The following is a 20,665-nucleotide window of genomic DNA, read 5'->3' as shown; positions in this document are numbered from 1 at the left end:
ACAAGCTCAAATAAACCTCAAGGGGAGGTGAACTACCCTCCCCGGCTGCTGACATGAATCCCATTGATCGGATAATCTCCGTGAGGCAGATGGGGTTGGGGAGGGCCTTGCGACGGGTGAGTCGTGCCTTCCTGCAGCCGATCGGGTTTCGACTGGAGGAGACAACGATGTCCCAGCTCGTCAAGGACGCAGCGGCGGCACGGAAGGCTGTCGTCGCGCTCGACACCCACTTCGGGTTCATGAAGCAGGCCGGTGGCGTGGCCGAAGGCATCAGGAGCAATGTCGCGACGCACTACAGCACGACGGACGGGTCGGCCGCGACCTTCCAGGACAAGTTCACGGCGTGGCAGCAGGGCTACAACAAGGCGATGGCGGCCGTCGACGACGTCTGGAACAAGCTGAACCAGCAGCAGAACGTCCTCGACGCCGGTGAGGAGGCCGCCCTCCAGCACGCCAAGAGCGGGTTCGAGAGCTCCGCCGTCTCCGACGGCATCCTGGGCGTCCTCAACAACAACTGACCGGAACCACAGATCCGGCATCATCCGTCGCGGCAAGAAGGGGGCACTTCGTGTCCGGCAACATCATGATCAACTGGGGCGGTCTCGGTGACGCCACCAACGACATGCAGCAGCTCACCGCCAACATGCGCAACGCGCTGGAAGAAATGATCGCGGGCGTGCAGGAACTCGCCAACACGGCCGAGGGCAACAGCGCCGAGACCTGGCGCCAGGTCCAGCAGCAGCTGAACACCGCGATCAACGAGATGGACGGCGCGTTCAACCAGGGCCACCAGACCCTGAACAACATGGGCAACACCCACCACGAGCATGACGGCCTCGGTGCCAAGGTCATGTCGGGCTGACGGGGGCTGACCCATGGCTGAGGCTGAGGACGGCGGCACCTACAAGATCTCGTCGGAGTTCCTGGAGAGCTTCGCGCGGGACAGGATCAACGGCCAGTTCGTCGAGGAGTTCAGGAACGACGAGTTCCTCCGGAAGCTTTACGGCTACGGCGGTCTGAAGGGCGCCGGCACGTACGACACCCTGCTCGCCGGCAACCCGGACGTGAAGGAGATCGGCGCGGCAAAGAGCCTGGAGGACCGGTTCACGAAGTTCGCCACGGACATGGTGGGGATTCTGGACGGCCTCAAGGAGGGGATGCTGGTCCTCTCCGACAAGGTGCTCAACGTCAACCAGATCACCCAGCAGGGCGAGCAGGATGCCAAGGACATCGCCCTCCAGTCGATGATGGACGACCTCCAGGGGCCGCTGGCCATGTTCAGCGGGAGCGGTAACACCACCACGGACCCGACGACGGCCACCCAGCCGAAGAACACCGGCAGTTGACCAGAGGTCGCATCAGCGGGGCGGGATCGGAAGAAGAGGCGAAGGCAAGATGGGCGATGTGAAGTGGGAGACGGCTCTCAGCCTCCTCACCGATTCCGCGCACGCTCCGGCGACCCGGGACGATGTCACCAAGCTCCAGTGGATCGCCGACGGCAAGGGGCACGTGGACCCCTGGCACTTCGAGTGGGGGCCCGAGGTCGGCCCGCCCGGGGGCTACGAGTTCGGCTGGAACAAACCGTGGCTCCTGAACAACGCCTGGCCCGTCAACTACCAGGTCGGGTTCAACCTCAGCCCGGACATCAAGGACCCGCTGCCCACGGACAACGCGCTCTACCGATGGCACTTCCAGGCCAGGAAGACCTTGGAGGAGGCACTCTCCGGCACGGGCAACGTCTTCGCGCTGTTCAGCTTCGACGACGCCAGCAACACGGTCAAGGGTGTCCAGCGCTTCCTGCTGCGTTGGTTCCAGACGGTCAAGGGCTGGGCCGACGAGATCGACGTCCCCGACTCCGAGATGCAGGGCAGTGCCGCCGGACAGTTCCGCAGCATGCTCATAGGAGTCGCGAACCAGTTCGGCCACCTGCATACCCAGATCACCAACCCGGGCGACCCCTCCAAGGAGATCGACGAGGCCCGGACCACGGCCATGACGGAGCTGCAGAACCTGTACCACGTGCTCCTCGCGTACGGCACGGAGGGCAATGCCTGGCCCGCGCAGATCATGGGCGACCTGTTCCGCGAGGAGTTCGGCGAGGGTGCCTACACATTCAACAACGGCTGGCTGACGACGAAGACCCTCGGCGACCCGAACGCGGCGGGATTCTGGACCGCCTTCGAGCTGAAGGCCAAGAACCGCTGGCTCGACCAGGCGAAGGCGAGCCTCGACGGCCCCGCGTCGACCGCGGCGTCGGCCATCAGCACCGCGTACAGCAATGCCACCACGGCCCTCCGCCCTCCGTACAAGCCGGCCTGGGACGCCCCTGCCGGCAATGGGAAGGGCGGGCTGCCTCCGGGTGGCGCCGACAGCACGACGTCCGATGCCATCGCCCAGCTGCTCAAGGGGCTGACGAACCCCCAGGGCGACGCCAATGACCTGCCGGGCGGCGGTGGAGCCGGCGACGAGACCCAGCTTCCGGACGGAGAGGGCGACGGTACGTTCGGCGGGGGCGGTGGTGCGTCGTCCTTCGAGCAGAACGGGGCGGGGGGAGAGAACCAGGGACCCGGCTCGGCGCTGGACGACCAGCTCAAGAAGCTGAACACCGAGGGACCGGGAAGCTTCACTACCAACAACGGCACCGGCAACGGCGGCACGGGCCTCGACAGCAACGGCCCCGGAAACACCGACACCGACAAGACGACCACTGGCCCGGGAACGTTCGGCCCCGGCGGCCTGCCCAATGTCCCCCCGGGCTCCACGTTCAACAAGAACGGCACCGTCACCGGTCCGGACGGCAAGACGCTCAAGAACGCGGACGGCTCCGTCTACAAGGCCCCGCCCGGCGCGTTCCAGCAACAGCAGAAGCAGCAGGACGCGCTGCGCCGCCAGGCCGAGCAGGAGCAGAAGGCGTACCAGCAGCAGGCCAGGGCGCAGGAAGAGGCGCAGCGGCGCGCCGAGCAGCAGCGGCGCGACAACGAGAAGGCGCTGGCACGCCTCCGCGAGAGCTCCCGGCTCTCCAGTGACCACTCCGGCCTCCGCACCGGCGGCGAGGGCGGAACGCAGCAGGGCAAGGGCGTGTTCAAGGTCCGCAACGCGGACGGTACGTTCTCCGAGTTCACCAGCGGCAAGGGCGGCAAGCAGAGCGTCGGTGTCGAGCCGACCGGCCGGGTCAGAACCACCTCCGTCGACCCCAGCGCCAAGGCGGTCGAGGAAGCGGCCGGGACCGGGCGGCGCACCTCCTCCCAGTCGCCGATGATGCCCCCCGGCGCGGGCGCGGGAGCAGGGGCCGGCGCGGGCGCGGGGCAGGAACAGCACCGGGAGCGGAAGAGCTACCTGGACGAGGACGAGGAGACGTGGGGCACCCAGGAGTGCACCACGACAGGAGTGATCGGCTGATGGCCCACCAGAACGACGGGGCGGCCCGCGACAACGACGGCATACGCGACGGCGGCGACGCCAGGACGCCGCTGTCGGCGCGCGAGCAGTTCGACGCGATCCTCGGCTCGACGCTCCAGGAGCAGTTCGGCGAGATGCAGAAGCAGGTACGCGAGCACGCCGAGAAGCTTGCCGCCGTCCAGCGCGAGCTGGCCGCCCGTACCTCCACGGTGCGCTCCAAGGACCGCGCCATCAGCGTCACCGTGGGTGTGCAGGGCGATGTCCGCGAGATCAAGTTCCACAACGAGGACTTCCGCGGGATGGACCCGGTCCGTCTCGGCAAGACACTGGTGGACCTGATCGGCCGGGCGCAGAACGAGGGCGGCGAGGCCGCTCGGGACGCCTTCGAGCCCCTGCGCGGCAAGGGCGACGAGATGCGCCGCTCGATGCTGGCCGGAACCCCCATCGAGGATTTCCTCGCCCCGCTGCGCGAGATGGCGCAGGGCACCGCGGAGCCGTCCAAGCCCCGGGGAAGCAGGAACGATGGGTGACGGCAACGAGCTGAGAGCGGGCGACGCGACCTGGAAGGGGATCGAGGAGTACGCGAAGCTCGGCGAGACCCTCGCCGAGACACACTCCCACGTCGAGTCCATCAACGACCTCAACAAGCGGGGTGGTGGCGACGGCGAGGACGAGTCCTCGAAGCAGTACCACGAAGTGATCGGGGTGGGCATGCCGCCGCTCACCGACAGCCTGAAGATGCTCGACATCCTGATCACCCGGCTGGGTGAGAACGGTCAGGACGTGAAGAAGCTCTTCGGCGAAGCCGAGGAACTGGCCACCCTGCTGGCCAAGGACTGGAAGGCGGCTGGAGGGGACCAGTGACGCGCACCATCATCGGGCGGCGCCCGTGCTGACCCCGTCGCCCGAGGCGCAGACGCTGCTCATGGTCTTCTCGGGCGAGAAATGGCCGTCCATCAACGAGGACCTGCTGCGCGAGGCCGCGGGTCACTACGACAAGTTGATCGGCAACTTCCAGGACCTGCAGACGTACCTCGTCGCGGTCGAGAGGTACGTCAAGGAGAACTTCTCCGGCAAGAGCGCGGACGAGTTCGAGAAGTACGCCAAGTACCTGTCGGGAGGCGACCAGGCATCGATCCTGAACGCCTGCGCCGGGCAGGCCGAGAACCTGGCCAAGATCGCCCGCGACACCGCCAACCAGGCGGAGTACTCGAAGTGGATGATCCTGGGGCAGGTCATCCAGCTGATGGTCGAAATGGCGTTCGAGGCCGCGGTGAGCTGGATCCCCGGACTGAACGCTGTCGCCCACGCCAACACGGTCGCCGCGGAGATCACGCTCCGGATCGTGGTCCAGCAGGTCATCAAGGCCCTGATCAAGAGCATCCTGATCCACACCGCCATGAGCGTGGCGATCGGCACGGCGATGGACGTCGCCGTCCAGCTGATCCAGAAGGGCATGGGAAACCGCACCGACTGGGACCTGGAGGCCACGAAGGGCGCGCTCGGCTTCGGTGCGTTGCAGGGCTTGTTCGGCGGAGTCTTCAGCCCGATCGGCGGTGCACTCGGCAAGCAGGTCGCCAAGCTGCTCGGCAGCGACGCGACCAAGTGGCTGAGCACACAGATCGGCAAGCACCTCGACACCCTGGGTGCCAAGGAGGGGGCGAAGGCGGGAGCGAGCAAGGGACTGGCGAACTCGCTCGGCGACATCCTCGGCGGAACCGAGGGCCAGCTGGCCAAGAACCTCGACAAGAGCACCGGGAAACTGATCTCGGACAGCTTCGTCGACAAGGTGGGCGATGCCTTCGCCAAGTTCGGCTTCCACGACCTTCAGGGAGACGCGGCACGGAACCTCGGCAAGGCCTGGGCGGGTTCCCTCAACAAGCACTGGACGACCGAGGGATCCATCGACGCGGTGTCCAGGAACATCGCCGATGACCTGTCGGAGTTCGCCAAGAACGTGGCGAAGAACGGCGGCGCCCGGCTCGACCCGGCCGCGCTGAACGCGCTGTCGCACAGCATCACCCAGGACGTGGCGAAGTCCCTCAGCTCCAAGGCGATGGCCGAGGCGCTGACCAGGACGCAGAAGTTCGGCTTCGCCGCAGGGCTGTACGGAACGTCGGCGCTCGTCGACGCGGGCGCGCAGAACCTGGCCGAGGGCACGTACAACTCGATGACTCAGGGCGAGTTCACCACGAGCTGGCAGACGTTCGTCTCGGGTGTCGCGCCGACCATGTTCAGCCATGCGGTGCGGCACACCATCGTGCATCCGCTCATCGCCCGGTCCGACTCGGGGTTCGCCAACTTCATCAAGGACCTCCACACGAAGTTCGACACCCTGGACAGACCGGGTGGGGAACTCGGGCCGAGGAACGAGATCAATTCCACGCAGGACAACCCCTCGGTGACGCCCGCACCGAACGCGGGGGAGCTTCCGACCGTCAGCCAGGACGACGAGACCGGCCCGGACACGGACCTGGAGGCTGAGGAGAATTTCCAGGAGAGCCCCCAGAAGGAGCCTCAGGAGAACCCGCAGAGCCCGCCCACGGCCTCGCCGGGAGTGACGCCCGTCAAGCCGGTCGTGACGGAGACGCCGGCGCATAATGCGACGCAGACACCGACCGACACGTCGGCGACGAAGCCCGTGGCGTCGCCCTCCACGGTGGTTCCGCCGACGCCGACGAACCAGACGGGGGCATCCCGGACGGTCACACAGGTGCTGAACCAGGCGCCGAATCCGGCCCCCTCCGCAACCGAGAGCAAATCGACCGTGCCGCCGCCGATCCAGCGAGTCCGGCAGCGCCCCACGGAGTCGAGCCCGTTCGTCTCCGAGGCCAACGCGACGCCGCACTACGGCGCGGTGAACTCTCGCCGGTCAACGTCGAACGAGGCGCCGTTCACCGACCAGACCGACATTCCGATGCAGGACCTGCTGACGTCGGAAGAGTCGATCACGTCGGCGCCCAACAACGATGCCCGGACCACGGTGCAGACGGAGAGTACGGGCGACACTCAGGTCATCCCGGGGAATGCGGACGACGTTCAGATCGTCCCAGGCGACAATCTCGACAACAACGACAACGATGAGAACAGCGACGAGAACAACAACGAAAACAACGACCAAGTTGTCATCGGCGACAACATCGACGACACCCAGTCCGGCAACAGCGACGACCAGGGCCGGAGCAACACCCAGCCGATCCACGGAACGAACGACGACGCCACCGCTGCCACGACCACACCCCCGCCCATTGAAGTCATCGACTCCGCGGGCAAGAAGAAGACCTACTACATCCCGGACTTCCTCAACAACGTCTCGGCCTACGGTGACGACAACGATCCGTCCCCCTTCAACGGTGCGGTCGGCGGGCATCACATCGTCCAGCTCACCCACGGCAAGGACTTCGCGCAGCTCGCCGACGAACTGGCCAAGAAGGCCAAGGTGACTCTGAACGACCTGTCGGAGCTCTCCTCCGCCCTGAAGAACGAGGCGGGTACCTTCCTCGGCGACGGCCGCCGCTTCGTCGTCACGGAAGGGGGCCGGACGCGAGAGCTGCGCGTCAAGGCGACTCCCGACCAGAAAGGCTGGGAGGCCGCCCCCGGCGATTCCGGCAAGCAGGACAGCGCCGCGCGTAATCAGCAGACCGAGGGGTCCAGCTACTCCGACTCCAGCAATGTCCAGGTTGCGGTCGCGGCCGCGGCAACGGCGGGCGGGGCGGCGGCGAAGGCGACCGTCACGCCGGCGATGGGCACCGGCCATGACTCCAATCTCAACACCCAGCAGCTCTCGCAGCGCGAGACCCGCAGCCACGGCCCCTCCGTCAGACTGAGCACCAACGTCACGTACGAGCTGACCCTGCACGACATCCCCACCGCCGATTCCACCAGTGCGCAGAACCCTCCCAATGCTCCGGAACCCATCAAGCACACCGTCGCGAAGGGCCTGGTCGTCCAGGTCCCCGAGGCGCATACGAGCAACAAGCGGCCCGATCCGCGCAAGGACCGGGTCCCGCTGAAGTTCACCACCGAGTCCGGCGAGCGGGCGAAGATCGAGCACACCGAGTCGCACTTCAACATCGATCCGATGACCGACTGGGTGCTCCAGCACACCGAATCCCCGATCGGCAGCGACAACTACAAGGCGGTCGTCAGCCACTTCTCGGCGGAGCACTTCACCCAGATCGACGGCCGGAATCCCGTCCCTTCGCTGCACCTGCGCGAGGGCAAGGGAACGACCGTCAACATCGGGACGCCGAAGCCCAAGCGCCACTGGGTGATCGATTCCTCGACCGACTTCGAGCTGCGTGACACGAACCAGTTCAGCGAGAAGAACGAGAGCAGTGCCACCCGCTCCCACACGCTCGACGCCTCGGTGTTCGTGGGTGCTGTGACGGACCCCACCGGCTTCTCCGACAGCTTCGCCGCGCCACGTGCCCAGGCGGGCGGGACACTGGGGTACAGCCACGCCTCCAGCAACACGTCCAATCTCGGCGGCACCGCGGGAGCCAAGAACGCCGAGCGCTCTCCGAAGGACGTACGGACGGTGCTCGTGATGCGCGAGTCGGAAGTCACGGTGAAGGCGGGCGACTCCACCAAGACGTTCATCGTCGGCAGCCTGGTGCGCATGCCGGTCAGCGAGGCCCAGCGGCTGGCCGGCTGGGACAACCAGGAGCAGTTGCGCGTCGGCACGAACGAGCCGAAGAAGCCTGCCTACTGGAACACCGGCAACAGCGAGGGCACCGGGGACACCGGCAGCGGCAAGGTGACCATGCTCGGCCCGGGGCGGCCCAGTGAGATCAAGTTCGGCAAGGAGACGTCGGACGAGGAAACCCCGAATCAGAGCGACCCGAACGGGAGCGGCAGAAACCAGAACGACCGGAACGAGAACACCGAGGACGAGAGCCGGCAGAACGAGAACACCGGGAGCGAAGACCCCACGGTCCGGAACGCACAGGAGAAGGACCCCCGCAAGGCCGAGGAAGAACTTGTCGATTCCCTCATCGACGACCTGAAGAAGGCGGACCCGAACCTGCCCCTGGCCACCCGGGACGAGGTGGAGAAGGCGATACAGCAGCGCAGCTGGTTCAAGCGGTTGTTCCGCCGCGACGGAGTCTCCGTCAGGGCGGTCGCGAACACCCGCTCCCTGATGGTCGCGGTAGCCAAACAGGGGATGGACCAGCGCATGCACCAGGCGGCCACGAAGGAGGGCGTCCGGGTGCTCCTGATCGGCTCGTCACTCACCCGGGACCGCGGCTACACCCTGACGATCCGGGCCGACCTCGATCAGCCCACGTACGTGGGCAGCGCGCGTCGCACGGCGACCCAGGCGTTCAGTGGCGGGGAGCGGTTCGACGCCGCCTTCCAGACCACGCACACCGCGAGCGTGGGGGCGGAGGCGACGTTCTCGGCCTACCGCAACGAGAAGGACGCATTCGGTGCGACTACCGCAATCGGCAACGGCGCTGTCAACGCCCGCTACACATACCGGTCCACGCGGCAGACGAAGTCAGGGCAGACCGCCACCCGCGAGGATCTGTTCGCACCCTCGTCGAGCACCGATTACTACGACTTCACCGGCAACCTGACCTTTGAACTTGAGCGCTCGTCGTTCCCCCAGCCCCTCGTCCAGGCGCTCACTCTGGGCAGTTGGCGGGCGCTGGCGCGGTACGGCAGCGAATCGCGTTTCCCGGCCGTGAAGTGGCTCTACGAGAAGAGCGGGCTGGGGGGCATCGGCGAGACCCGGGAGGGCGGGGACAAGTCCGTGTTCCTCACCCCGCACCCGATCAAGTTCACTTTCGGTGTGCCGGACAGCCTGTCGAAGACGGGTGACGTGTCACGAGAGGACCAGGACCGGATCGCGGGAAGGACCGAGTCCTCCGTGCTGGCGCCGACCGCGGTCCAGAGACCGGACGAGATCTCGCCCAAGGGAATCACCACCGTCACTCTCGCGGCCCGTTCGGACCGGACGATGTTCGGCTCGGTGCGCGATCTCATCGGGAAGACCTCCGGAAACGCCTGGCGGCTGACCGACGCGGGCTCGTTCATGTCGGAACGGACTCGCCGGATCTTCGGGCAGCACAGCTTCACCTCCCTCTCCGACCAGGTGTTCTCGCCGGGGGGCCACACTGTTGGAAACCTGCACGACAAGGGGACGCTCTTCGCGGGGGAGGAGTCGCTCTCGATCACCGGCACCCGGCACAACCTGAAGGTGGTGGGCGAGCCGTTCACCGCATCGCCCGAGACGAATACCGCGCTGGAGCAGGCGTTCGGCTTCAGCAAGGGCCACGCGCACGGCGCCACCTTCGGAACCAGCGGCGCGGGCGGGGGGCTGCAGGGGGCCGGAGACGTGAACTTCACCGGGCAGGGCGGTGTGTCCAGCACCTGGCTGCAGAAGTTCTGGAACCGGAACAACGGCTCTTCCGCCACTTCCATGCGCGATCTCAACCAGGTGATGGGCAGCGACCGTTGGGTCATGGTCGTAGCCGACACCGACTTCCGGGTCGCGGCCCACCACAAGCCCCTGGGCCTCTTCGGACGCCCCTTCGGGAGCTCCCGCGACGCCGAGACGTACGTGATCAGCAAGCCGGGCGGCTGGGTCGGGCTGATGCGGGAGAGCGACGCGCTGAAGGCAGGGCTGATCAACGACGGTCTGGGCGAGACGCCCAAGGGCGCACTCGATGACGTGGAGTGGCAGGACCGTGAGGGTCTGAACGGGGCGACCCGCGGCGCCTTCGCGCACAACGCCCCCCAGGACGCCGCCCAGTTGAAGAAGCTCAACGATGACCTGCGGAAGGCAGGTATCGCAGAGCGGACCGTGCACACCATCAACGGCATGGTGTCCGCCCGTTCGGGCCGGTCGGCCATCCAGAGCGGCAGTACGCTGACCTCCCGCGGCCGCACGTCGGCGCTGACTCACATCAAGGAGCTGAACGTCCTGGGCAAGGACGTGGTGATCAACGTCCAGCACCGGCGTGTCGGTCCCCCCAAGGTCGTCGACACCCTGTTCGGCGACCACGAGTTCGGGGCGGGCCGCAACATCTCGGAGGAGAAGTCCTCCTCCACGACGACCTCCAGCACGCACTCCGTCAACGGGGGCGAGCCGGTGCGCGGTGCGGGCGGATCCGGCGGGGCGACCGGCGTCGGCGGAGGCGGCCTCGGCGACGCCAACTCCGCGACGGAATCCGTATCCGGCGTGGTCACCCAGGTCACCACCATCCCCGGGCCCAAGGCGGTGATGCAGAACGAGTGGGAGACCGTCGTCACCGTCACCTACTCCGACGGCACCAACGTCATCGAACCGGTGAAGTGGAAAGCCACCGTCACCACGTCCGAGTCGTATCTCTTTCTGGACCCGAAGGCCGAAGGCGACACATCGCAGACCGCGCCCCCCAACCCGCGGCCGAAGTCCCTGACGGTCGAGGTCCCGAAGGACGGCAGCGACCCCGCCGAACTACTGAAGGAGACCGCGAAGAAGAACGCCCCGTCGGCCCGGATGGGCGACGGAGGATTCCACATCCACGAGGTCATCGGCGCGGACCAGGTCCAGAACCTCGGCAAGCTGCTCGTCGCCAAGTCCCGCAGCAACGACCAGAAGCTGAAGGCCCCGCAGGAGTACAAGGACGACGAGATCATGAAGGAGGTGAAAAAAGCAGTCAGCGCCAGCGACATGGTGAAGCCCGGAAAGGCCGGGGCCGACGCGCTCGACGCCGCGCTGAGCGACATCTCCCTCACCGCCGCACTCTCTTCGGGCAACGCCCAGTCCGGTCAGCACGCGGTCACCGTCACCAACAACAGTCTTGTCGGCGGCGTCGACACCACTCTCGTGGTCGCCACGCACCTCGACTTCAAGTCGCCGAAGGTGCGCCGCATCGCGGTCACCAGCAACATCAGGTTCGACGACCTGACCGGGACCGGCACCGGTACAGAGATGTCGGACACCACCAGCATGAGCTCCGCGGGAGGCCCCGGCGTCGCCGGAACCGTGGCCAGGAACGGTGTGACCACCGCACCGGGTCTCCCCGTCGCCGGAGTCAGCAACACCAGCAGTGTGACGCACAAGCTCGGCCAGGCCGAGCAGTCCCGGACCAATCTCAAGCCTCCCGCCGGACACGGGCACCTCTACGCCGTCCCCGCGACCTTCCACCTGGCCGCAGGTTCGCAGCACCACATCAAGGACACCATCAGCAGCCCGTCCACCGAGGGTGCACTGCAGTCCGGGACGACGGAGGCGACCGTGCTCGTCTGGCTGAGCGACGAACGTGTCAAGGAACTGGGTCTGCACACGCTGACCCAGGACGAGATCGACGCAGCCAAGGCCGTGAAGGAGGCGGAGGAGGCTTGGGAGGCCAACTACAAGGAGTACTGGGAGCAGCGTCGCAGAGTGAAGACTCTGGAGACGGATGCTGAAGCCGCCCGTGCCGCGTTCGTGGAGCTGGGCGGCAACCCCGAGAACGCACCGGCCACGACGTCGGATTCCCGGAACACGGGTCAGCCCGAATCAGCGCTGGACAAGGCAAGAAAGAACTGGCAGGACAGGGAAAAGGCGCACGCCGAGGGACTCCGACAGCTGAAGGACCTGGCGAAGAAGATCCCCGAGGCCGGAGACGAGTACGTACGGCTCCGCCGCCTCACCGACAAGATGTTCAGCGTCCCGAACTCAACGGCCGCAGAACCCATCGCGTTCAAGAAGACAGTCCGCCACGATCACGACAAGCCGGTGGTCGAGAACGCATTCAAGGAGGTCATGGGCGAGGACGGCAATCCGGCTGCCATCACGATCGACGGCACGACTCATCCGCTGAAGGAAGTCGAGAACGACGGCAACGGGTTCTTCAACGCGCTGGCGAAGGGGTTCGAGGAAAGAGGAGACGAGTCCCTGCCGAAGGGCAGCGGCCCGGAACTCCGCCACATACTCGCTGATGAGCTGCAGGCGAACGCGAACAACACGGCCGACATCTTCGGGAACGAAGAGATCGCGGAAATGGTGACGCCCGACCTGGCGGATGCGTTCGACAGACAGGACGTTCTCAAGGCGGAGCTGGACGAACTCCTCGACGATCCGACGAGCCCGGCCGGAAAGGAATTCCGGGACCGCGGTGCCATCCCGCCGATGAAGACCGCGCTGACGCGGCAACAGCGCATCATGCTCGCCTCGATCTCGGCCGGCCGGGACGGCGACCGGGAAATACTGACCGACCACGGCGCGGCGGACCTCTACCCGGCGCTGGCAGCGGCCCTGTGGGACGTGCCGGTGACCGTGGCGAACGGCAAGAAGCTGCTCACCTTCATGCCGGACGCAAGTGAGGCGAAGGCAGGGGACATGCAGCGCGGTGTCATGCTGCACCTGAAGGACGGGACGTACCGGTACGTCGACCAGAGTTCCACGCTGCCGACACCGCCCGAGACGACACCTGCCGAGACGGCCCCGACGCCGCCCGAGGTGAACCCGACGGAGCCGAATCAGCAGGAGACCCCGCCCGGGGCGACGCAACAGGACACCCCGCCCGGGACGACCCGGCAGAAGGCGTCGGCAGAGACCGTGACGTCGAAGGTGAAGGAACCGGAGACCACGCCGGAGGTGAATGAGCCGGAGATCACACCGGAAGTGCGCTCCCCGGAGCCGTCACCCACCTTGAATTCAGGGGGCACGAGGGACGAGCAGCTGGACGGCTCGAACGTCGGCAACACGGTCGCCCAGGACATCTTCAACGTGCTCACTTTCGCGGTCGATGACGAACTCGCATCTCTGGCCAAGCAGTTGAAGATTCCGGTGATGGGAATCGTCGCACTGGACCTGAACCTGAAGAACCTGGGAATCGGGCACGACGCCTGGTTCGCTCTCGACAACCACCTTGCCCGCAACGGCACCACACTCTCCGCCTTCGGCGGAACAGGTGACACCGCCAGCCTCGGTGAGGCCGTCGCGGACTGGCTCACCGAGCCCGTCCAGGTGCCTACGCGGTCCATTCGCGACACCGCGGCGGAGTACAGCGGGATGTCCCCGTCCCAACTGGAACAGCTGCTACGAACACATGACCTGAGCAACGCCGACGGGCTCGCGCAAGCGATCAACGACAACCCGGGGCAAGGACCCGTTACCGAGGCAGCCGATGTGGTCGAGTGGTTCGCCACTCACCGCGACGACATCGCCCTGCTCCGGAACCGGCAGGACGCCGAGCGGCTCACAGCCACCATGGACCACCTCGGCCTCACCCCCGATGCGAACGGCGGGCAGCAGCTCGCCACTTTCCGTGGCTGGTTCGCCGACAACGGTGGCCAGGAACACCTGGCCCGTGCCACCGACGAGCAACTGCGGGACGCGGTCGCGCGGTGGCACCTCGAATCCCGCCAGGAGCTCGGCAACCTCCCCGCCGACACCGACGTACACGCACTCCTCCGGCTCGACCAGACCGCCCGGTCCACGGGCACGACCACGCAATTCCACCAGGACGTCACCCACCACCTGGACCGCGGCAACCTCGCGGAGACCGTCGCTCTCGCCGACGCACTCGGCCACGGAGCGACCCTCCACCAGGCCGATGCCCTCACCCGGGCGCTGAAGGCCGACGTCACTGCACTGAAGCCCTTCGGGCAGCTGCTCGGACGCCGTCTCGCCCAGCACGCCGGGGCTCCCCAGGGAATCCAGGCCGCCGCGGACGCCTTCCGCGTCGATCTCGCGAGTCACGGCTTCAGCGTGGCCGACCTCTCCGTACTCGCCACGAAGGGGGACGGACAGACGAAGGCCGACCCCATCGGGGCCGAGGAACTGGAATCCTTCGCCCACTACCTCGCCCATCAGCAGGAGCCCGGCACGACGCCGCACGCCGCGGTCCGGGCCTGGCGCAATCTGCCCACGGCCGAGGCGGCCACCCACGTCGAGACCTGGCGCGGGAACGACACCGCTGAGGGCAAGGTCCTCGGCACCGTCAACATCGTGCCTCCGGACGCAGAGAAGTCGAACCTGCTCGGCTACCTCGGAAGGAACGGCCTCGGCGCCTTCAAGGTGCAGAGAGTGGAACTCCCCAACGGCGATATCCGCTCCGACATCACCATTCCCATCAAACTGGTCCACGAGCAGGGACAGGAGCACCTTGCCGCCGCCGCCCGCAAGGTCGCTCGGACCTCCCTGGATCTCTACATCAACTCGCCCCGCTACCGGCTGCCCAACGGCGATCTCCTGCACGTCTCGGTGGAGTTCACCGAGGCGGACGTCAAGAAGGAACGCTGGGACAACGGTGTGTTGAAGAGCCCGGTCGACGGCATCCATCTCGTCGAACTCTCCTACGGGCCCGGTAGCCGCATGGAGGCGAGGAGTTGGAAACTGCCCAGCGACCACCTCTCCGTCTTCGCCCACGAAATAACCCATCTGCTCGGCCCGTGGGACTACTACCGCGAGCACGCGAACCTGCTGCGCCCCGTCTACACCGACCGGGCCCTGATGGGCGGCCCGGTCTTCGGCGACCGCTTCGGGAACGTCACGGTGGGCTCTCTCCACGTGGGCGAGGATCGGCTCCACAACCAGCGGCTGATGCCCCGTGACCTGCGACTGATCGGAACAGCGATCGAGGAGGCATGGAAGAACGCGGGGCATGCGCCCGCCCCGCACGACGGCCTGCGGTCCGAACTGCCACTCCATGTCGCGGAGCGAGTCCTGCGCGGTGATCCGTCCACCGGCAAGGCCGGGCACCTGGCACCCGTCGGAACCGGCGGACGGGTGCGTCCCGAGCCACTCGGCGACGTCAATCCCAACGGCACCTATCTCGCTGCCGGGGGAGGGCCCGACAACGCACCGATCATGATGTTCCCCGAGCACTGGTCGCTGGAGGAAGCCGGAGAGGCAGCCGTTCACGTACACCGTGAACAGCGACGCCGCGGGAACATCGACTCGGACGGCACTTTCGAGGGCGTTCACCACGGGGTGCGCATCACCGGCCACGCCCGGCCCGACGGCACGATCACCCACTTCGAGCCGTCGAAGTGGCAGGGCGACCTCGCCCCCCGCCCGTTCGCCGACCCGGCCGTCGAGCCGCGCTCGAAGCCGTTCGCCGAGGGCGGGGACCCGATGTCCTCCCACAGGCTGTGGGACTTCCTGGATATCGGTGACCGATCCCTGAACACCGGCGGACAGGCAGGCCTCGCGGCCGACCTCGACCAGAAGGGCCGGAACAGCGAAGCCGCCCCCGTCCGGAAGGCCGTGACCTACGACCTGTTCACCGAAGCGAGGTCCCGCGGCGGAGCACGCCGTGCCGTCACGTACTCCCTCGACCTGACCCAGAACGCCCCGAACCAGGACATTCGATCCGTTCTGACCTCCCCGGGACCGGTCGTCACCGTCTCCGACGGCGTGAGCGGCCTCAACACGGTCTTCCCGGAGGAATGGGACCGCTGGTACGTGAACGAAGTCATCGACGTGGCCCACCGGGACGCCCTCAGGTCCGGCAACTTCATCGTGCTACCGTCCGGCGGTCACATCTGGCATACCGTGATCGACGACGTCGCGATGCACGGACAGGTCCTCGACGGCGAACACCAGTGGGCAGGGCCGTCCTGGCGCCAGTCCGGGCTCGGAACCTCGAGGCCCAATTCGGTACTGGCCGAGGCGCGCGACATCGACTTCCACACCGGCGACGGCGCCCACTACCGGATGCACCGGACGCTGCGCGAGAACGGCCGGCAGACCACCGAGATCATCCGTGTGCTGCACGTGTCGAACGACGACGCCGGGAAGATGGTGGCCGAGACGCTGCGGAGTGTGTCGCAGGACATCGGGAACGTCCCCGGCCTCGGCCGGACACGTCTCAAGTTCGCGGTCGAGCCCAACGGACCGGAGAACGGTCCTGACACAGATGTGCTGAATCTCGCGGAATCCCAATGGACGGGGGATCTCAGCGACCTGCTCGGCCCCGGGTACGAAACGATGTACATGTCCGCCCCGCGGAATCTCCGCCCGGATGAGTGGACTCCCCCCGAGGGCAGGGACCAAACGCCCATCTGGGCTGCCTACACAACCGCGATGCTCGACCGTTTCTGGCGGAACCCACTGAACTACGAACCCGGAGTCGACACTCTCGTGCAGATGCACACCGCCGAGAGGCTCGCTCCGCACGCCGACCGCGAACGCAGCGAGAGGGACCTGGTCGGCGCAACCAACCAACACTTCCACGCCGGCGCGGGGAACGATCTGAAGATCCCCGAGACCCTGCGGGGTGACTGGACGCGGGACCGGGTACGTCTGGCGGCGCTTCAGCACTCCTCGCACGCCCGCCCCGCCGAGGGGCGATCGACCGCCGACGAGGTGGTGCTGGAGGCGTTCCCCGAGCCGAACGTCCGCCTGGAGATCCGCCATGCGCGAGGCGCGGACGGGCAGTGGAAGATCACCGACTACTCGATCCACGCCTACGAGGGCGACGAGGTACCACCGCTGTGGCAGCCGGACCAGGAGCTCGCGGACGCGGCAGCCGGCGTGGGCGTCCCGCCCGCACATCTCTTCGTTCTCAGCGAGGCCCTGGGGGTGCCCTACCAGGGCTTGTCGAGCGCGGCCGGGCTGCTGAGGGGGACCGGAGACCCCCTTGCCGTCCTCACGGAACTGCAGCTGATGAGCGGGCGGCTGGGCGTCGACGACCCCGCACGGCTGACGGAGCGGATGAGCGCTTTCGGCATCGGAGCCGAGCACTGGTGGGACCTCGCCGCCCATCTGCAGAGCAGCGGCCACACCGTGTCCGACTTCATCACCGCGGGACCGGACAGCGACCTGGCCACCGCCTGGGAGCAGCGGACACAGAGGCCGGTCCGCCGGGACATCCTCGAGCAGGCCCACCTTCTCGGTGTCCACCCGCGCCGGCTGGAGATGGTCATGAACTTCGCACTGATCGACGATCCCCGGGCGCCAGGCATGGACAATCCTCGGATCTGGGCGGCGACGGACACCCCGCAGAGGACCGCCGAGCTGCTGTTCGGAGCGATGTGGCGCGACAGATTCGGCGAGATGGTGCAGCAGTTCGGCGCTGCGAGCACGGTGGAAGGAGCGCCGATCGCCTTCTCCGAATGGTCCCAGGCGCCGGACCCCACCCAGCCGCCGCCCCTGCACCTGCTCGGCCTGGAACAGATCACGCGGGCCGTGGCTCTGTGGCGCCTGGGACGGAACGGCCCGGGCCACGAACTCCCCGACGGATCGGACCCCCGTCCCCTCGCCCTCCTCGTGTCATCGCTCGGGATGACCCCCGAACATGCCAACGCCTACATCCAGGGCCCCGGCCACGAAACCGGCACCCTTCCGATGACCACGCATCTGGAACAGAGGTACGAGGCGGCGGAGGATGCGGCCTGGTCGTTCCACGACCAGACGGGCAACATGCCGAACGTCCTCGACGTGCTCGCGCTCTCCGACGGTCTCGGCATATCCCCCGACATCCTGCCCGTCATCGCGCAGCTCATCGTGGCCGAGGAGCTGACCGTCTCGGATCTGCTCCGGACGGCGGCACCGCTCGACATCGCCGACGGCGTGTGGCGACTCCTCGACAATCTCGGGCTCGACCCCCGTGAACTGGCCTGGTTCGGGAACCTGATGATGGCGGAGGAGCACATCAGGGGCTTCTGGGAGTACGTGACCGCGCACCGAACGAGCGACGCCGACCTGATGGCGCTGTGGGAAGGGAACAGGGAAGCAGGACCAGCGGCCGCTCAGAAGTGGATCGAGTACATGGAGGAGCTGTACGCGGCCGAGGAACAGCCCCCGGCAGCACCGGAGGCGGAGCAGCAGCACGACATGGCGTACCACTCGTCCGTCGTGAACGACCCGCGCGGATCCGCGCCGCTTCCCGTTCCGGAGAAGACGCTGCCCGACACCCTGCTGGACCTGGCCAAGCAGCTGAGCTCCGCAAGCGCCGAGAACCGGACCGATCTGGCCGACCCCGACCTGTTCCAGGGGTCGAGCCCCGCCGCACGTGACGCCAGGATGGCCGCCTTCCGCAACGCGATGCTCCAGGCGCAGACCACCACCGTCGATGTCGACGAGCGTGCCGCACACATCGCCTCGGACATCAAGTCGAACCAGTACTTCACGGATGGCAACACCAGAACGGCCACCGCCGCGGTCTTCACCACCTACGCCGCAGCCGGTGCCGGTGCCGGTCTTGACGCGACGCCCCTGGAAGTGTTCGCGGCGATCGCCGAGGCGGAGGTGAACCCGCACTTCGACCTGACCGAATGGCTGCGCGAACGCCACACGGACGACGGTCCCGCGACGGTCCCGTCCGTGGCGGAACTCGAGGAGATCAGTGTGGTGGCGGGGCAACTCGCCTACGTGGCCGCCGGATTCCAGCGGATCGAAGGATACTTGCGCGACTACCTCCGCAGACACCCGGAGGAGCCGGAGGAGGACGCCCGGGAGGAATTCCTGGCCGAACTGCTCGGGGATTCCGAAGCCGACTACGACCTGTGGGCGGAGCGCGAGGAGTTCGCGCGGGCGATCGACCTCATCCGCCCCGGCGGCCGGACGGGCTTCCTGAACACAGTCGCCCAGCGGCGGGCCCCGAAGGACACCAACGAATCCCTCGTCGAGGAGATCGAGCGGCTCATGGAAGAGCTCGGACTGGACGAGTGACCCGGCTACACCCATCAGCAGCACCCATGACAAGAACAACGAGGAGAGTCAGCAGTGGCAGTCACGGAGACGCAGAGCGGAACCCCCGGTGGCTCCGACGGGACCGGGCCGGAGGAGCCCGGAGCCCCGACGGCAGCCCGGGCGCGCGCCACGGCGTCCGTCAGTAACGGCGTGATCGGCGCGGACCCGGACGAGCCGGAGGCCGCCCCGGAGACGAAGTCCGGAGCGAACGCCGAGGCCGAGGGAGAGGCGGCGGTCTCGGTGGCGGAGGAGGCCGGGGGCAAGGCCGAATCCGGGACAGGGACCCCGGCCGCCGGCGGCGCCGAGGCGGCGGCCGAGGCCGGCACGGCGGCGGGCGTCGCGTCCGCACTGCGGGGCGGCGGCCCGGCCGAGGCGCCGAAGGCCGAGGCCGAGACCGAGGGGGGCACGGAGCCCGTGGCGGAGGCCGGGGCCAGGGCCTCGACGACCGAGCCGTCGGCCGAGACCACCTCGTCGACCGGGAAGGCGCCGTCCACCGAAGGATCCGCCGAGCCCGTGCCCACGACCGTGGCCACCGTGACCCCAGCCGCCACCACGGCTGCGGCGTCGAGCGGCCGCTTCTCCTGGCTGCGCGCCGGACGCACTGCCGCTGCCGGTTCGTCCGGCGGTTCGGGCGACGGTGGCGCGGATGCGGAGGGGGCTGGAGCACCGGGCAACCCGAACCGGATATCCCGCCCCATGGTGGCCGCCGCCGCGATCGGCGGCGTGGTCCTGCTCGCCGCCCCCTTCATCATCAGCGCCACGTCCGACGACGACCCGAAGGACAGCAAGGGCCGTGCCGCGGCCGCCGGATACGACGGTCCGAGCAACTCGCCGGACGGCTACGTACCCAGCGCCGAGCAGGACGGCGGAAAGGCCCCCGGCGGCAAGACCACCGGTGACAGGACGCCGGCCGACAAGAAGGGCCCGTCCGGGAAGATGCCGGCCGGCCCGGTGAACGATGCGGTAGCCGACTCAGGCGGCAAGATCAAGGCCGACGACAAGCCGTCGCCCGACGGAAAGAGCAAGGCACCCGCAAAGTCGGGTTCCGGCTCCTCGTCCTCGTCCTCGTCGTCGTCCTCGTCTTCCAGTACCGGTGGGAAGACGAAGACAGGGGGAACCACCGTCAAATCCTCTGCCGTCCCGAAGTACTCCGGTTACGCGGGACCGCACTGCTCGGGACCCGGGGTCTCCTATACCGAGCGAGGCTCTTCCAAGGTCGCCAACGACGACGATCTGTGGACGACTGCCGTCGGCGGCTACGCGTCCAACGGCTGCAACGGCCGCTACCGCTCCATCCCGATGTCCGGGGACAACAGTGATGCGGGCAACTACGCCACCTGGTCCTTCAACACCGGTGCTGTCACCTCGGGCACCTGCCGCATCAGCGTCCACATTCCTGGCTCCGGCGATATTCGCCACGTCGGAGGCGCCCCCTCCTACTACACGATTCACGCCGGAAGCGGCGCCTCCGGAGCTCAGCTGGCGAGCTTCAACATCAACCAGGTCGGCCATCAGGGCCAGTGGGTGGCGGCCCCGAGCGTGAAGATCAACGGCGGACGGGTGTCGGTCGTACTGCACGACCGGGGCAAGGACTGGAACTCCAAGGGCCCGACGGACGCGCACCACGCGGCGGACGCGATCTACGCG

General features: G+C 67.6%; 8 protein-coding genes. All 8 read left to right on the top strand.

What is annotated here, in order from left to right; all coding sequences use genetic code 11:
- Window positions 1-167 precede the first annotated feature (167 nt).
- Entirely contained in the window at window positions 168-518 is a 351-nt protein-coding gene (locus ACFCV8_RS23930; RefSeq protein WP_376687466.1) for a hypothetical protein, read from the top strand.
- Between the two features lie 50 nt (window positions 519-568).
- The gene (locus ACFCV8_RS23925; protein ID WP_376687465.1) at window positions 569-862 is read left to right on the top strand and encodes a hypothetical protein; all 294 of its coding nucleotides are present in this window, start codon (window positions 569-571) and stop codon (window positions 860-862) included.
- Between the two features lie 13 nt (window positions 863-875).
- The gene (locus ACFCV8_RS23920) at window positions 876-1,346 is read left to right on the top strand and encodes a hypothetical protein (protein WP_376687464.1); all 471 of its coding nucleotides are present in this window, start codon (window positions 876-878) and stop codon (window positions 1,344-1,346) included.
- A gap of 49 nt (window positions 1,347-1,395) precedes the next feature.
- On the top strand, window positions 1,396-3,399 hold the full coding sequence (locus ACFCV8_RS23915) for a hypothetical protein (protein ID WP_376687463.1): 2,004 nt from the start codon (window positions 1,396-1,398) through the stop codon (window positions 3,397-3,399).
- Complete coding sequence (locus tag ACFCV8_RS23910) at window positions 3,399-3,929, top strand: YbaB/EbfC family nucleoid-associated protein (RefSeq protein ID WP_376687462.1); 531 nt, start codon at window positions 3,399-3,401, stop codon at window positions 3,927-3,929. Before ACFCV8_RS23915 ends, ACFCV8_RS23910 begins: the two co-directional genes overlap by 1 nt.
- Window positions 3,922-4,263: a hypothetical protein gene (locus ACFCV8_RS23905; protein WP_376687461.1), complete on the top strand. Its 342-nt coding sequence runs from the start codon at window positions 3,922-3,924 to the stop codon at window positions 4,261-4,263. The genes ACFCV8_RS23910 and ACFCV8_RS23905 overlap by 8 nt, the downstream gene beginning before the upstream one ends.
- Before the next feature lie 25 nt (window positions 4,264-4,288).
- Window positions 4,289-18,997 (top strand): hypothetical protein, encoded by a 14,709-nt coding sequence (locus tag ACFCV8_RS23900; protein WP_376687460.1) that lies wholly within the window; start codon window positions 4,289-4,291, stop codon window positions 18,995-18,997.
- A gap of 54 nt (window positions 18,998-19,051) precedes the next feature.
- Window positions 19,052-20,665: hypothetical protein (locus ACFCV8_RS23895; protein ID WP_376687459.1), on the top strand; the 1,614-nt coding region annotated here is incomplete at its 3' end.

Origin of the sequence: Streptomyces sp. NPDC056347, from assembly GCF_042262625.1 — a bacterium.
GTDB lineage: Bacteria > Actinomycetota > Actinomycetes > Streptomycetales > Streptomycetaceae > Streptomyces.
The sequence above is the reverse complement of the archived record's forward strand: the minus strand, read 5'-3'. Positions and strand labels throughout refer to the sequence as shown.